This is a genomic window from Snodgrassella gandavensis (assembly GCF_914768025.1).
In the GTDB taxonomy this organism is placed as follows: domain Bacteria; phylum Pseudomonadota; class Gammaproteobacteria; order Burkholderiales; family Neisseriaceae; genus Snodgrassella; species Snodgrassella gandavensis.
Window position 1 is genome coordinate 193,844 of the sequence record NZ_CAJZCE010000002.1, and the last position, 14,131, is coordinate 207,974.

The following is a 14,131-nucleotide window of genomic DNA, read 5'->3' on the forward strand; positions in this document are numbered from 1 at the left end:
GCAATAATCTGAATTTGGAGATTTAGCTATTAAACTGAGAAAGATGAACCGCAGCCGCAGGTGGTGGTGGCATTGGGATTACGGATGACAAATTGAGAACCGTGCAGGCTTTCTGAGTAGTCAATTTCTGCGCCAACCAGATATTGGTAACTCATGGGATCAATCAGGAAAGTTAAGCCATCTTTTTCGATTTCAAAATCATCATCGTTAACGATTTCGTCAAAGGTAAAGCCATATTGAAAACCTGAGCAGCCGCCTCCTGTCACGAATACCCGCAGTTTCAGGTCTGGGTTGTTTTCTTCTGCAATCAGGTCTTTAACTTTGGTGCAGCAGCTTTCGGTAAAGATAATTGGTGTTTCGATGTCGTTATCTGACATGGCTTGATCCTTTTAGCAAATATGGGCAGACTGAATTGTCTATCCTGCCGGCAGTTTATGGCAAGAGGGGAATGTGCTTTAGTCCGCTGGTTTCATTCAGGCCGAACATGATATTCATATTCTGTATGGCCTGTCCGGCGGCGCCTTTAACCAGATTGTCAATCACAGATAGAATAATCCATGTATTGTTCTGGGGGGCAGGCTGTACGCTGATGCGACAGAGGTTAGCTCCGCGCACAGTACGTGTTTCTGGCATGCTGCCGGTAGGCATTACATCTACAAACGGGCTGGTACGATAATAGTCAGCAATCAGTTGATGCGGATTGTGACCATCTTTAATTTGTATATACATGGTGGCATGCATGCCGCGAATCAAGGGGGTAAGGTGGGGAACAAAAATGAGATTGTTACTTATCTGAGGCTGTAAGAGGTTAAGCGTTTGTCTGATTTCAGGTAAGTGTCGATGGCCACTGACTCCATAAGCTTTGAAGTTGTCGCCGCATTCGGCAAACAGGTTGCCGGTATCTGCTTTGCGGCCGGCACCGGACACGCCTGATTTGCAATCGGCAATCAATAGTTGATTATCGGCTAGGCATTGTTGTTGTAATAAAGGCAGTAAAGGCAAGCTAACACAGGTGGGATAGCAACCTGGGTTGGCTACGAGCTGAGCCTGAGCGATAGCGGTACGATTGAGTTCACTCAGACCATACACGGCTTTTGCAATCCAATCTGGACTGGTATGGGTAAATGGATACCATTGCTGCCAGAGTGCTACATCTTTGATGCGATAGTCTGCTGACAGGTCAATGATTTTTATACCCTGTGCCAGCAGGGGGGGCGCTTCCTGCATGGCTATGCCGTTTGGTGTGGCAAAAAATACGACGTCACACTGATTCAGGTTGGCCTGCTCAGGATGCTGAAAAATAAGATGGTCATAAGTACCACGTAAACTGGGAAAGTAGTCGCTCAATGCTGTTCCTGCTGCGCTGCGGCTGGTAACGGCAATTATTTCAGCGGCTGGATGTTGTGCCAGTAGGCGTAATAATTCCACACCGGTATAACCTGTGGCGCCAATAATACCGATTTTAATATTCATATTTTCTCTTTCATGGTTTTTATGGCCGGCTTGGCTGGTTAAATGACTACTTGTGCACCTAGTTCGACTACACGATTGGCCGGAATATGATAGTAGTGACTGGCGGTGGCACTGTTTTTATATAACCATTTGAAGATTCGGGCGCGTAAGCGACCCATATTGCCATGTTTGGTTTTGGCTGCTACAACGATGCTGTCATGGGAGAGAAAAAATGACGTTTCCATGGTTTCCAGTGTGATGCCCTGTTCCGCCATTAAGGCCAGAATATGGCTGATATTGGCTGTTTCCTGAAAGCCGTAGTTGGCAATAACGCGGGTAAAGCGTGGGTCAATCTGTTTCATGGCAATGCGTTCGTTGTCGGCAATGTGGGGTACCTCTTTGGTTTTGATGCTGAGTAGGACGTTGTAGCTATGCAATACTTTGTTATGTTTGAGGTTATGCAGTAGTGCTCGCGGAATGCTGAATGGGTCGGATACCATGAATACAGCGTTACCGGAGACAATTTGTGGCGGATAGTCGTGCAGGTTTTCGACAAAATCATCCAGTGAGAATTCTTTGTTCTGTTGCGCCTCGTGCAGCTGTAACTGGCCATGACGCCAGGTAGAAAATAACGTAACTACAATCAGTGCTACCATTACTGGGAACCAGCCGCCGTGAATCAACTTGAGCAGGTTGCTGCTGAAGAAAACGAGATCGAAGCACAGGAATACTGAGGTAAGTAGTAGCGCTAGTGGAATTGGCCAGCGCCAGTTTTTAATCATGACGACACAGAACAGGCATGAGGTGATGACCATGGTGCCGGTCACGGCAATTCCATAGGCAGAGGCCAGATGTTCGGAGTCGTGAAAAGCCAAGACTACTAAAGTGACCGCAACGAGTAACAGCCAGTTAACCAGTGGCAGGTAAATCTGGCCAATTTCTTCGTTATTGGTATGGATGATGTTCATGCGTGGTGCAAAGCCAAGCTGAATTGCCTGACGTGTAAGGGAGAATGCGCCTGCAATTACGGCCTGACTGGCAATAATGGTTGCAAAGGTAGCCAGTATGATTAAGGGAATCAGTAGCCAGTGTGGGGCACTCAGGAAAAATGGATTGTTAATTGCTGCCGGATTGTGCAGAATCAGTGCACCCTGTCCCAGATAGTTGATGATGAGGCTGGGTAAAACCACTTTTATCCAGGCTGTCTGGATGGGCTGACGGCCGAAATGTCCCATATCTGCATATAAGGCTTCGGCTCCTGTTACTGCCAGTACAACACAGCCCAGCCCGATAAAGCCATCCCAGCCGTGGTTGATGGCAAATTTAATGCCGTAGTAGGGGTTGAAAGCCAGTATGATTGTCGGTGCCTGTACTATCTGATACAGGCCTATCAGTGCAATGGCGCTAAACCATATCAGCATGATGGGGCCAAACAATGTACCAATTTTATGTGTGCCTTTTTTCTGAATCAGAAATAGTGCAAACAGAATTATCAATGCTATTGGCATAACATATGGCCGGAAGCTTTCGTTGATTACAGTTAAGCCTTCTGCGGCAGAGAGAACGGATACTGCTGGCGTAATCATGGCATCACCGTAGAAGAGTGCGGTACCGGTGAGCCCCATCATCATGACAATCCATGCAGGTTTGCCTTTAAGATGTCGCATTGCCTGCTGCATGAGTACCACAACACCGCCTTCGCCATTGTTATCTGCCCGCAGGATAAATAAAACATATTTGAGGGTAACAATCAGGAGCAGTGACCACAGGATCAGAGAGACGAAACCCAGTACATTTGCCTCTGTGGGTGCTATTGTTGAAGCGCGAAAGCTTTCTTTTAAGGCATACAGTGGGCTTGTGCCAATGTCGCCATAAACAATACCCAATGCAGCAAGTGTGATTGCGGTATTGGCAGAAAACTGTATACGCATTTATATACCTCATTATATGGTTATCAGGGAGTGAAGTTTAGTCTTAACATTAAGTTTAGCCAATCCCTTAAGTATGAGTTTTTATAGATTTTTTGTTCATTAGTCATGGCTTGAGGTGGCTAATCCAGACTGTTTTTGCGTTTATGTGTTGATGGTGAGAATACTATTTTAGTCTTTAGATAAATCAAACAGGGGGTGATTAACTTTATTTTAAGAATATGTTATTCAGTATTTTATGGATTAACAAAAGGTTATGACGGAATTTGGCGGGCTTAGGTGGAAATAATTATACAGAGCTGCTGATGCAATTGGTTGATATGCTTGCGCTAATTAATATTAATGTTTGCTATAGATAATGGCAGGTAGTTTCTTTTTTTTCAACAATGGGTTAAAATAAAGAAATTTTTCGAATTATTGAGAAATGGCCCTGAGGCCATTTTTTTGTTTTTACGGAGCACAGATGGATATTCAGGGCATTTTGGAAAAAACTTTGCCGGGTCTGGGCTATGAGCTGGTGAATTATGAGCTGACTGCACAGGGAGATTTGCGTGTCTTTATTGATAAGGCAGAAGGTGGCATTTCTCTGGATGATTGTGTTGCGGTCAGCAATCACTTGAGCCGAGTATTGGCAGTAGAAGATGTTGATTATCAGCGTCTGGAAATTTCCAGTCCCGGTTTGGATCGTCCGCTAACCAAACCGGCTGATTTTACGCGCTTTGCCGGACAACTGGCCAAGATTAAAACACGCTTGCCTATTGATGGGCAGAAAAATTTTATTGGCCGGATTAATGGTATGGATGAGAATGATTTGATCAGTATCACGCTGGAAGAGGCTAATGAAGTACGTCGAGCCAAGCGTGCTGCGGTGGCGGCAGGTAAAACTGTTTTAATTGAATGGCAAAATGTAGATAAAGCACGTTTGAAGCCGGAATTTGATTTTTAAATTGAATTTTCATATTGTTGTAAGCACAGGCTTGCAAGGAGAATTAAATGAGTCGTGAAATTTTGCTACTGGCTGAAGCTTTGGCGAGTGAGAAAAACGTAGATACAGAAGTGGTATTCAGCGCACTGGAATTTGCTCTGGCCAGTGCGGCAAAGAAAAAAACCGAGCGCGAAAATATGGATGTGCGGGTGATTATCGACCGTAACACTGGTGATTACAGCAGTTTTCGTCGCTGGCTGATTGTGGCCGACGAGGACTATACCTATCCTGATATTCAGAAAACCATTGAAGAGATTCAGGAAGAAATTCCGGGAACGACATTACAGATTGGTGAATATTACGAAGAACCAATTGAAAATGTAGAATTTGGCCGGATTGGAGCCCAGACTGCCAAGCAGGTAATCTTGCAGCGCATTCGTGATGCAGAACGTGAGCAGATTTTAAATGAGTTTTTGCAACGCAAGGATAGTCTGGTTCTGGGCACGGTTAAACGCGTTGAACGGCATGGTGCAATCGTGGAAATTGGTCGTCTGGAAGCCTTGCTGCCGCGCGATCAGATGATTCCGCGCGAAAATTTCCGTAATGGTGACCGGGTGCGGGCTCTGTTTTTGCGGGTGGACCAGATTGGTAACCGCAATCAGGTGATTCTGACCCGTATTTCGCGCGAATTTCTGCTGAAACTGTTTGAAATGGAAGTGCCGGAAATTGAAGACGGTCTGCTGGAAATCAAGGAAGTAACCCGTGATCCGGGCTTGCGCGCCAAAATTGCGGTGAAGTCGAATGATGCCCGCATTGACCCGCAGGGCACTTGTATCGGGGTACGTGGATCACGTGTGAATGCGGTAACGGAAGAGCTGGCAGGTGAACGCATTGATGTGGTGCTGTGGTCACCGGAAACTGCTCAGTTTGTGATTAATGCACTGAGCCCGGCTGAAGTAACACGCATTCTGATTGATGAAGACAATCATTCGGTTGACGTGATTGTGGCAGAAGATCAGTTGGCACTAGCCATCGGACGCGGTGGACAGAATGTACGTCTGGCAGCAGAACTGACTGGCTGGCAACTGAATATCATGACTGTGGAAGAGGCGCAGGAACGCCACGAGGCGGAAGATAAAGCAGTACGTGAGCTCTTTATAAATAATCTCGGCGTAGATGAAAATGTGGCCGAGGTTCTGGTACAGGAAGGATTTACCAGTTTGGAAGAGGTGGCTTATGTACCTGTTCAGGAGATGCTGGAAATTGAGGGTTTTGATGAAAGTACGGTGGAAGAGTTGCGCAATCGTGCTCGTGATGCCATTTTAACCCTGGCCATTGCTTCTGAGGAAAAGCTGGAGCACATGGATGAAGAGCTGAAAAATCTTGAAGGTGTGGATCAGGAGATGCTGCATGATTTGGCCAATGAGGGGATTAAAACCCGTGATGATCTGGCCGAGCTGTCAGTTGATGAGCTGATTGAGATTACAGGCATTGATGAGGAAACCGCCAAGAAAGTGGTGATGGCAGCACGCGCCCACTGGTTTGACGAAGTATGAGGGTACGCGAATGAGTAATCAAATAACTGTAGAACAATTTGCCGTGGAGTTGCATTTATCAACTGCACGGTTGCTGGAGCAGTTGGCCGAAGCAGGAGTACATAAACAGGCAGCATCAGATAAACTGACTGCTGCGGACAAAAAACAGTTGCTGGTTTATTTAAAGCAGTCTAATGGTAGTCAGTCTGCCGGTACCATCACGCTGAACCGTAAAAAACCAGCTGAGAAAAGTACTGTTGGCGGTGTTGAAGTTGAAACCCGCCGGCGTCGACGCATTGCCGTGCCGTCAGAAGAACTGGCAGCCAAGCCGGCAGAAGAAAAAATAACACCTGCTCAACCAGAATCAGAGCCGGTAAAGGTAGATACTGAAGCTGAGGAACAGGCGAAAAAAGCTGCTGCAGAGCAGGCTGAAGCGCAGCGCAGGGAAGAATCTGCTGCTGCCGCAGCTGCTGAGGCCGCACGTTTGAAAGCAGCGGCTACGGCCAGTAAAACCGAACAGAAAACGAAAGTGGAGTCTGTGCAGACAGAAGTGGTAAAACAGGAAGTGAAACAGCAACAAACTGAAAAACAGCAACCGACTGAAGCAGCTACGCAAACTGCCGAGGTAACTGCTGACAAAAAAGCAGCAGATAAAAATGAGCAGCATAAATCCAAGCGCAACCGCAACCGCAATGCGAAAAAAATTGATTTGGCTGCCTTGGTAGCAGAAGCGTCCAAACCTATTATCAGCCCAGAAGAACAGGCTCAGCGTGATGAAGAGGCTCGACGTGCCGAAGCCATGCGCGCGCATCGTGAAATGTTGCTGAAGCAGAAGCAGGAACGTCAGGCACGGCGCGAAGCAGCCAAGCAGCAGGCCAAGGATGAAAGTAAGGTTGCCAGTGAGCAGAAAACCGCTGAAGTGCGTTCAGCTAAGCCGAGTGAGAAGAAACCGGTAACCAGTACTAGCACGCCTAAAGCTGCGGAGTCTGGGGCTGAAGCAGCCGGACGGCGCAAGAAAGATGAGCAGCGCCGTCAGCGTGAAGATGAAATGCCGAAAGGAAAATCTGCACGTGGTGGTAAAAACCGTCGTTCAACTGATGTGGGCAGTGCAGAAGACAGCCGCAGACGTGGTGGTAAAAAAGGTGGCAAGAAACAGCTCAAGCTGGAACCGAATCAGCATGCTTTCCAGGCTCCTACTGAACCAGTGGTACATGAAGTACTGGTACCAGAGACAATTACTGCTGCTGAGCTGGCACACAAAATGGCAGTTAAAGCTGCGGAAGTTATCAAAACGCTGATGAAGATGGGTATGATGGTTACCATTAACCAGTCACTGGATCAGGAAACAGCCCTGATTGTTGTGGAGGAGATGGGACATATTGGTAAAGCGGCAGCAGCCGATGACCCTGAGGCATTTCTGGATGAAGATACAACGGTTACTACTGAGGCCGAAGCCTTGCCACGTCCGCCGGTAGTGACAGTGATGGGGCATGTGGATCATGGTAAAACTTCTTTGTTGGATTACATTCGCCGTGCCCGTGTTGTGCAAGGTGAGGCAGGTGGTATTACTCAGCATATTGGTGCCTACCATGTTGAAACCCCACGTGGTGTGATTACTTTCTTGGACACGCCAGGACATGAAGCATTTACTGCTATGCGTGCCCGCGGTGCTCAGGCTACTGATATCGTTATTCTGGTGGTTGCTGCTGATGATGGAGTAATGCCGCAGACTATCGAAGCAATTGCTCATGCCAAAGCGGCCAAGGTACCATTAGTGGTGGCTGTTAATAAAATTGATAAAGAGGGTGCCAATCCGGAACGTATTCGTCAGGAATTAACTGCGCACGAAGTAGTGCCAGATTCTTGGGGTGGTGACGTGCAATTTATTGATGTTTCAGCTAAACAGGGTACCAATATTGATGCCTTGCTGGAAGCAGTACTGCTGGAAGCAGATGTGCTGGAGCTGAAAGCACCGGTAGATGCGGCTGCTAAAGGTATTGTGGTGGAAGCACGTCTGGATAAGGGACGTGGTGCGGTAGCTACTTTGCTGGTGCAAAGTGGTACTCTGCGCAAAGGCGACATCGTGCTTGCAGGTACGACTTTTGGTCGTGTACGCGCTATGGTAGATGAAAATGGTAAAACCATTACTGCCGCTGGTCCATCTATTCCGGTAGAGATTCTGGGTCTGTCTGATGTGCCTAATGCTGGTGAAGACTTCATTGTACTGGCAGATGAGAAAAAAGCGCGTGAGATTGCTCTTTTCCGTCAGGGTAAATATCGTGATGTGCGGCTGGCAAAACAGCAGGCAGCTAAACTGGAAAACATGTTTAACAACATGGGTGAAAATCAGGCACAAAGTCTGCCGATTATCATCAAGGCTGATGTTCAGGGCTCTTATGAAGCATTAGCTGGCAGCTTGCGAAAACTGTCTACTGATGAAGTACGTGTTGATGTACTGCATAGTGGTGTAGGTGGGGTGAGTGAGTCTGATGTTAATCTGGCGATTGCTTCAGGTGCAGTTATCATTGGCTTTAATGTTCGTGCTGATGCAACTGCGCGTAAGCTGGCTGAACATGAAGGCATTGAAATCCGTTATTACAATATTATCTATGATGCTATCGATGATGTGAAAGCAGCTTTAAGTGGCATGCTGGCACCGGAGCAGAAAGAAAATGTGATTGGTACAGTGGAAATCCGTCAGGTAATTACGGTATCCAAGGTTGGCAATATTGCTGGTTGTATGGTTACGGATGGTTTAATCAAACGTGATTCGCACGTTCGGTTAATTCGTAATAATGTGGTTATCCATACTGGTGAGCTCTCTTCATTAAAACGCTTTAAAGATGATGTTAAGGAAGTGCGTCAGGGCTTTGAATGTGGTCTGATGCTGAAAAACTTCAATGAAATTGTCGAAGGCGATCAGCTAGAGGCTTTTGAAGTGGTTGAGGTTGCCCGTAAGCTTTAAGCATATTTGAAGTATTACAAGGCAGTCTGGATGTTTTTTCGGACTGCCTGAATTATTGGCCTGATCACAGAAAGGAATGATTATGCGTAAACCCCAACGTGGTTATGCACGTCAGGATCGTGTCAAAGAGCAGATTATGCGTGAACTGGCCGAACTGGTACGTGTTGGCCTGAAAGACCCCCGGGCTGGTTTTATCACGATTAATGAAGTTGAAGTAACTCGTGATTATAGCCATGCTACTGTTTATTACACAGTATTGGATGATAGCACCCGTGCTGTTACTGAAGAAGCATTGGAACAGGCTAGAGGCTATTTGCGTAGTGAGCTGGCACGGCGAATTACTTTATTCCGCACACCTGAGCTGACATTTGTTTATGATGATTCGCTCGAACGGGGTATGAGTATTTCGCACCTGATTGACAAGGTAGCTAAAGAAAAACCGGTTGAGGATTAAAGTCGTAATAAAAAAAGAGATTGATCAATTATGATCAATCTCTTTTTTTATTACGTTACTGGTTCGGTAACATTAAAATGCTATGTTAGCGACCATAGTAAACCGTAATCGAAGCTGTGGCAATAGCATGGCTGTTGACCACGAAGCCTGTGTAGCTGGTAGTTACGTCAGCAGGTAGCTCGATTTTATCGGTGTCTAAAGCATAGATGGTAAAAATATACCGGTGTGGTGGGTCGCCTTCAGGCGGATAAAAGCCGGAATAACCTAAAGTTCCAGTTTCATTGCGTAGCTGACGTGCACTGGCAGGTAAATGCTGCCCATTTTCAGCACCAGCATCGCGTTTCAGCTCAGTTAAATCTTTGGGCAGGTTGATGGCCATCCAGTGCCACCAGCCAGCGCCACCAGTAGGGGCATCAGGATCGTGGCACTGAATCGCAAAACTTTTGGTTTGTGCCGGTGCATTTTTCCATATCAGGGCAGGGGACTGATTATCACGGTCACTTTGATAGGATGAATCAACGGTATCACCATGTTTAAATTCTGGACTGGTTAAGATAAATTTATCTGTCATTGTTTCCTCAAAATCAATTGATATTTATAAATAGTAGTTTAATTTTGCATTATGAAATGTATTAAGTCAATGTTACTATGTTAGTGTTTTATGAAAATTATAAGCACTAATACGGTATATTCTGGCAGGCCGGTTTCGATACTAGGAAAAAAATTCCTATTTCTAAAATATTCATTCATTTGGCTATGTAAAAAGGTAGTTGTTTGACTTTGATTAAATGCTCTCTTTTGGTATCTCTAAATACTTTTATGTATATAGCTTTCATTGGGATTTGGTGAGAGTGAAGTCTGTGGTTATTGTTTTGCAGGATAGGTTTACTTAATCTGCATGGCAATTTGTTTTATTTAAGATTGGGTTGAAAGCTTATAGTACAGTTGAAATTGCTTCTAACGGAGGACAAAAAATTACAGTCAGGTTTGTGTGATTTTAAAGACGAAGCGTACGGATATTCTGTGGAAGAAAGATTTTATTTATATATATAAGCGGTATGAGCAGAAATTTATCCGCAAATTGATCTAAATATACTGAAGTCTATATGTGAAATATCAACTATCTGGAAAATTTATGTGGATATAATTTCATGCGTCAGATTAGACGCTAAGATACAGTGATAGCCAGTTTGGCTTTGCAATACTTTTAATAGTATCTGTTTGCCAGATTTTATCAGTTTGCAGATAGGAAGGTAAGTTTTGGCCATACTGTACTACTCTACTGAAATATAAATTAGTATTAATTATTGAATGGTTGTATTGCGATTATGGTGACTAAAGAGTTATTACCTTGGGTATGTGTTTCTGGCTTTATGCTGGATGAAACGCTATGGGATGATATGCTGGCTACTCTGGCTGCGCCCCAGTCTGTACAGTGTGTCTCACTGGCAAATGGAGACAGTATTGACGCTATGGCAGATGATATTGCGGCCAGTGCTCCAGAACGTTTTGTATTGATTGGATTTTCGCTTGGGGGGTATGTTGCGCGGGCGGTGGCTGCCAAATATCCGCAGCGTGTAGCCGCGCTGGTATTAATTGCTACTTCGTTACGCGAGGATACACCCGAGCAACGTGCAGCCAAGCTCAATACTTTACAGATTCAGCAACATCTGCATTTTCGTGGTTTGGGGCATAAGGCCATTGTTCAGACTTTGCGGCCGGATAATCAAAATAATCAGGTAATGATAACCCGAATCCGACGTATGAGTGAACGCTTGGGGTTTGATGTTTTAAGCCGGCAGTCGCTATTAAACCGGGCAACACCAGATGACCAGAAAATTTCCTGCCCAACCCTGATTATTGCGGCTGCACAGGATCAGATGCGTTCTTTGGATGAGGCACAGGAATTACAAGAATTTATACCGCAGGCCAGCCTGAAGATAATTGAGAATAGTGGGCATATGTTGCCATTAGAGCAGCCAAAATTACTGGCAGAAACTATTTTTAGCTGGGTACAGCAGCTTTAATCTATCTGAATTCTTCAGTAATTAATCGTATTATTCCAGACTTGGCTTGCTTTCAGTGCTGTTTATGTCTGGTATGTTGATAATGGAGATTGATTAGTTATTGCTGCCGATTACGCCTGAGTTTTGCCTATTTTGCTCCAGCCATTTCTGTGCTGTGTGTTTGTCATTAAAATATTTGGGTCTTTGCAAAGTTAATAGATTGGCGAATCGTGCACCAAGCCGAATCCAGATATCGTCTACGATAATGGCGGTACGGCCAAAATCATGCGCGTGCAAGCGTAAAAACCTGAGGTGTTCTAAAGCCATGTCAACTGTAAAGTCTTTCATTTGGCTCATATCAAGCAATAGATTGGGAAATTGCACCTGCTCAATGGCTTTTAATAATGCTTCTTCCAGTTGACGAAAATCTCCGAGTGTAAATTCGTTGTACAGAACAACACTCAAACCGTAGCTCTGTTCATGGATAGAAATCATATATTTACCTTTGATGATAGGTGTGCTACTGCTGCGTTCTATTGACTATGCTTAGCAATATCATACTAATGGATAACTATATTATCTATGATTATTTTGATTATATGCTGATATTAAGATGAAAATGCTAATAGCTGTGGCATAGATACAACCATGCTATGGAAAATTGAATATTATTAGTTTGTCTCAATCGTCTGTCTGGGATAAATAGTACTGGAGTTTTTTGATATAAAATAAAAACAGCTTTCAGAAATGAAAGCTGTTGGTTTTATGAAGTGCCAGAGTCGATTATCTGTTGGGCGTGGTTTCCGAATTCTCTGTTATTGCAGCCAGAGTGCCGGAGGGTACAAAACGATAAAATACTTCGCCATTCTGTATATACCCTAATTTGTCGCGTGCCATTTCGTTGATCGCATCTTTTCCGTTGGCAAGGTTTTTGACTTCAGCAGTGAGGGCACGGTTGCGCTGTATCAGGGCTTCATTGTTTGCGTTTTGGGCAATAACGCCGCGCTCCAGTTTCAACATGTCATGCCAGCCACCATGACCCATCCACAAGTTGTATTGTAAACAGATCAGTGCGAATAACAGTACCCAAGTTACCCACTTCATTTCATTTGCCTATTAGTATATTGCTTGTAACCAGATTAGCTGAGCTGATAAAGCGCTTTTTTACCCGGATAGTAGGCAGCCGTACCCAGTTCTTCTTCAATCCGTAGTAATTGGTTGTATTTGGCAATGCGGTCTGAACGTGAGAGTGAACCGGTTTTGATTTGCATACAGTTGGTACCAACAGCCAGATCAGCTATGGTGCTGTCTTCAGTTTCACCAGAACGATGGCTCATTACGCTGGTATAGCCTGAACGTTTGGCCAAGTCTACGGCTTTAAGTGTTTCAGATAAAGTGCCAATCTGGTTTACTTTAACCAGTAGTGAATTAGCCAGTCCCTGAGCAATGCCTTCACTCAGAATAGCTGGATTGGTTACAAACAGGTCGTCACCTACTAGCTGAACTTTTTTGCCCAGACGTTCGGTTAATAGCTTCCAGCCGTCCCAGTCGTGCTCACTCATACCATCTTCAATAGACACGATTGGATATTTGTTAACCAGCTCGGTTAAATAATCAACAAACTCGGCGCTGGTCAGGTTGAGTCCTTCTGCGGTTAATGCGTAATATCCGTCTTTGTAGAATTCGCTGGATGCGCAGTCTAGTGCCAATACGATGTCTTTGCCGGGAGTATAACCAGCTGCTTCCACCGCAGACAGAATCAGCTTGATTGCTTCTTCATGGCTGGCCAAATCCGGTGCGAAGCCCCCTTCGTCGCCGATACTGGTTGACATGCCTTTGTCATTACATAATTTTTTCAAGTGATGGAAGACTTCAGCACCGCAACGCAAGGCCTGACGGAAAGATTCAGCGCCTACTGGCATAATCATGAATTCTTGAATGTCAAGACTGTTATTGGCGTGAGCGCCGCCATTAATCACGTTCATCATGGGTACTGGCATGGACATCGGGCCGGCACCACCGATATAACGGTATAATGGTAAGCCGGCATCTTCAGCTGCTGCACGCGCAACAGCCAGTGATACAGCCAGAGTGGCATTGGCTCCAAGACGACCTTTGTTATCAGTACCATCCAGATCAATCATGATTTGGTCGATATAGCTTTGTTCGCTGGCATCTATGCCGATAAGCGCCTGTGCAATTTCATTATTAACATTTTCTACGGCCTGTAATACGCCTTTACCCAGATACCTCTGTTTATCACCATCACGTAGTTCCAATGCTTCCTTTTCACCGGTAGAAGCGCCGGAAGGCACAGCAGCTCTGCCCATTACGCCAGATTCAAGTAAAACATCACATTCAATCGTAGGATTACCACGTGAATCGAGTATTTCACGCGCAAAGATGTCAATGATTGCACTCATGCAAGTCTCCAGATTTTTAGATTTTATATTGTTGTGCGGTAAATGGTACAAACAATAAGCCTGCCAGATAGCAGCTTGGTCAGGTAGTTAAACTTTGTATTATACCGAAGGCTGAGTATGTGAACAGGGTAATTTACACTTAGTTTAGGCACGAGAGTGGGAAAGAACAGTCATGTGCTGTGTCGATAAATTAAAACGGTAAATAGTGTGGTTGTGTTACATAATTGTGTTTTGTTTATTATGTAGTTGGCCTGTAGCCCTTATCTGTATTGTGCCATTTGGTTTGTTACATGAGGTATTTGCCGCTGAAGCTTTAATGAATTTTGTGTTGTGTCTGATACACGTTACTGGCGTAAAGAAAATATCTTTTACTGTTAGTATATTAGAAATTAATAGTCTTTTTTATGCTTTTGGATTTTAAATTTTGTTTGACAGTTAAGCGT

12 protein-coding genes are annotated in these 14,131 nt (G+C 44.9%); 5 read left to right on the top strand and 7 right to left on the bottom strand.

The features are described 5' to 3' along the window. Positions 1-29: 29 nt before the first annotated feature. From erpA to MJ764_RS02695, 3 genes are read right to left on the bottom strand one after another with little or no spacing between them, the layout of a single operon-like run. Positions 30-377, bottom strand: coding sequence for an iron-sulfur cluster insertion protein ErpA (gene erpA / locus MJ764_RS02685; protein WP_239324397.1), 348 nt, complete (start codon positions 375-377; stop codon positions 30-32). Positions 378-432: 55 nt separating this feature from the next. Then, entirely contained in the window at positions 433-1,473 is a 1,041-nt protein-coding gene (gene argC / locus MJ764_RS02690) for an N-acetyl-gamma-glutamyl-phosphate reductase (RefSeq protein ID WP_239324399.1), read from the bottom strand. A 38-nt stretch (positions 1,474-1,511) separates the two neighbouring features. Continuing rightward, entirely contained in the window at positions 1,512-3,383 is a 1,872-nt protein-coding gene (locus tag MJ764_RS02695) for a potassium transporter Kup (RefSeq protein WP_239324401.1), read from the bottom strand. 460 nt (positions 3,384-3,843) lie between these two features. On the opposite strand from MJ764_RS02695, the gene rimP reads away from it, so the two are divergent. The 4 genes from rimP to rbfA all read left to right on the top strand — a co-directional run bounded on the left by rimP (position 3,844) and on the right by rbfA (position 9,259). Then, the gene (gene rimP / locus MJ764_RS02700) at positions 3,844-4,326 is read left to right on the top strand and encodes a ribosome maturation factor RimP (RefSeq protein WP_239324403.1); all 483 of its coding nucleotides are present in this window, start codon (positions 3,844-3,846) and stop codon (positions 4,324-4,326) included. Positions 4,327-4,373: 47 nt separating this feature from the next. Beyond that, positions 4,374-5,861: a transcription termination factor NusA gene (nusA, locus tag MJ764_RS02705; RefSeq protein ID WP_239324405.1), complete on the top strand. Its 1,488-nt coding sequence runs from the start codon at positions 4,374-4,376 to the stop codon at positions 5,859-5,861. Positions 5,862-5,871: 10 nt separating this feature from the next. Continuing rightward, a complete protein-coding gene (gene infB, locus MJ764_RS02710) occupies positions 5,872-8,805 on the top strand; it encodes a translation initiation factor IF-2 (protein ID WP_239324407.1) in 2,934 nt (977 codons plus the stop codon). An 82-nt stretch (positions 8,806-8,887) separates the two neighbouring features. Next, a complete protein-coding gene (gene rbfA / locus MJ764_RS02715; protein WP_239324409.1) occupies positions 8,888-9,259 on the top strand; it encodes a 30S ribosome-binding factor RbfA in 372 nt (123 codons plus the stop codon). 85 nt (positions 9,260-9,344) lie between these two features. On the opposite strand, the gene MJ764_RS02720 is transcribed toward rbfA, so the two are convergent. Further along, entirely contained in the window at positions 9,345-9,830 is a 486-nt protein-coding gene (locus MJ764_RS02720; RefSeq protein WP_239324411.1) for a YbhB/YbcL family Raf kinase inhibitor-like protein, read from the bottom strand. Positions 9,831-10,587: 757 nt separating this feature from the next. Between MJ764_RS02720 and MJ764_RS02725 the strand changes: the two genes are divergently transcribed. Continuing rightward, positions 10,588-11,286, top strand: a complete 699-nt coding sequence (locus MJ764_RS02725) for an alpha/beta fold hydrolase (RefSeq protein ID WP_239324413.1) — start codon at positions 10,588-10,590, stop codon at positions 11,284-11,286. A gap of 93 nt (positions 11,287-11,379) precedes the next feature. On the opposite strand, the gene MJ764_RS02730 is transcribed toward MJ764_RS02725, so the two are convergent. The 3 genes from MJ764_RS02730 to eno form a co-directional block, all read right to left on the bottom strand. Continuing rightward, a complete protein-coding gene (locus tag MJ764_RS02730) occupies positions 11,380-11,760 on the bottom strand; it encodes a SpoIIAA family protein (RefSeq protein ID WP_239324415.1) in 381 nt (126 codons plus the stop codon). Positions 11,761-12,048: 288 nt separating this feature from the next. Then, a complete protein-coding gene (gene ftsB / locus MJ764_RS02735) occupies positions 12,049-12,369 on the bottom strand; it encodes a cell division protein FtsB (RefSeq protein WP_239324416.1) in 321 nt (106 codons plus the stop codon). Positions 12,370-12,404: 35 nt separating this feature from the next. Continuing rightward, positions 12,405-13,688, bottom strand: a complete 1,284-nt coding sequence (gene eno, locus MJ764_RS02740) for a phosphopyruvate hydratase (RefSeq protein WP_239324417.1) — start codon at positions 13,686-13,688, stop codon at positions 12,405-12,407. Positions 13,689-14,131: the final 443 nt, after the last annotated feature.

Bases quoted from the DNA above. Each gene is read 5' to 3' on its own strand.
- erpA (WP_239324397.1), bottom strand. From the start codon at position 377: ATGTCAGATAACGACATCGAAACACCAATTATCTTTACCGAAAGCTGC.
- argC (WP_239324399.1), bottom strand. From the start codon at position 1,473: ATGAATATTAAAATCGGTATTATTGGCGCCACAGGTTATACCGGTGTG.
- MJ764_RS02695 (WP_239324401.1), bottom strand. From the start codon at position 3,383: ATGCGTATACAGTTTTCTGCCAATACCGCAATCACACTTGCTGCATTG.
- rimP (WP_239324403.1), top strand. From the start codon at position 3,844: ATGGATATTCAGGGCATTTTGGAAAAAACTTTGCCGGGTCTGGGCTAT.
- nusA (WP_239324405.1), top strand. From the start codon at position 4,374: ATGAGTCGTGAAATTTTGCTACTGGCTGAAGCTTTGGCGAGTGAGAAA.
- infB (WP_239324407.1), top strand. From the start codon at position 5,872: ATGAGTAATCAAATAACTGTAGAACAATTTGCCGTGGAGTTGCATTTA.
- rbfA (WP_239324409.1), top strand. From the start codon at position 8,888: ATGCGTAAACCCCAACGTGGTTATGCACGTCAGGATCGTGTCAAAGAG.
- MJ764_RS02720 (WP_239324411.1), bottom strand. From the start codon at position 9,830: ATGACAGATAAATTTATCTTAACCAGTCCAGAATTTAAACATGGTGAT.
- MJ764_RS02725 (WP_239324413.1), top strand. From the start codon at position 10,588: ATGGTGACTAAAGAGTTATTACCTTGGGTATGTGTTTCTGGCTTTATG.
- MJ764_RS02730 (WP_239324415.1), bottom strand. From the start codon at position 11,760: ATGATTTCTATCCATGAACAGAGCTACGGTTTGAGTGTTGTTCTGTAC.
- ftsB (WP_239324416.1), bottom strand. From the start codon at position 12,369: ATGAAGTGGGTAACTTGGGTACTGTTATTCGCACTGATCTGTTTACAA.
- eno (WP_239324417.1), bottom strand. From the start codon at position 13,688: ATGAGTGCAATCATTGACATCTTTGCGCGTGAAATACTCGATTCACGT.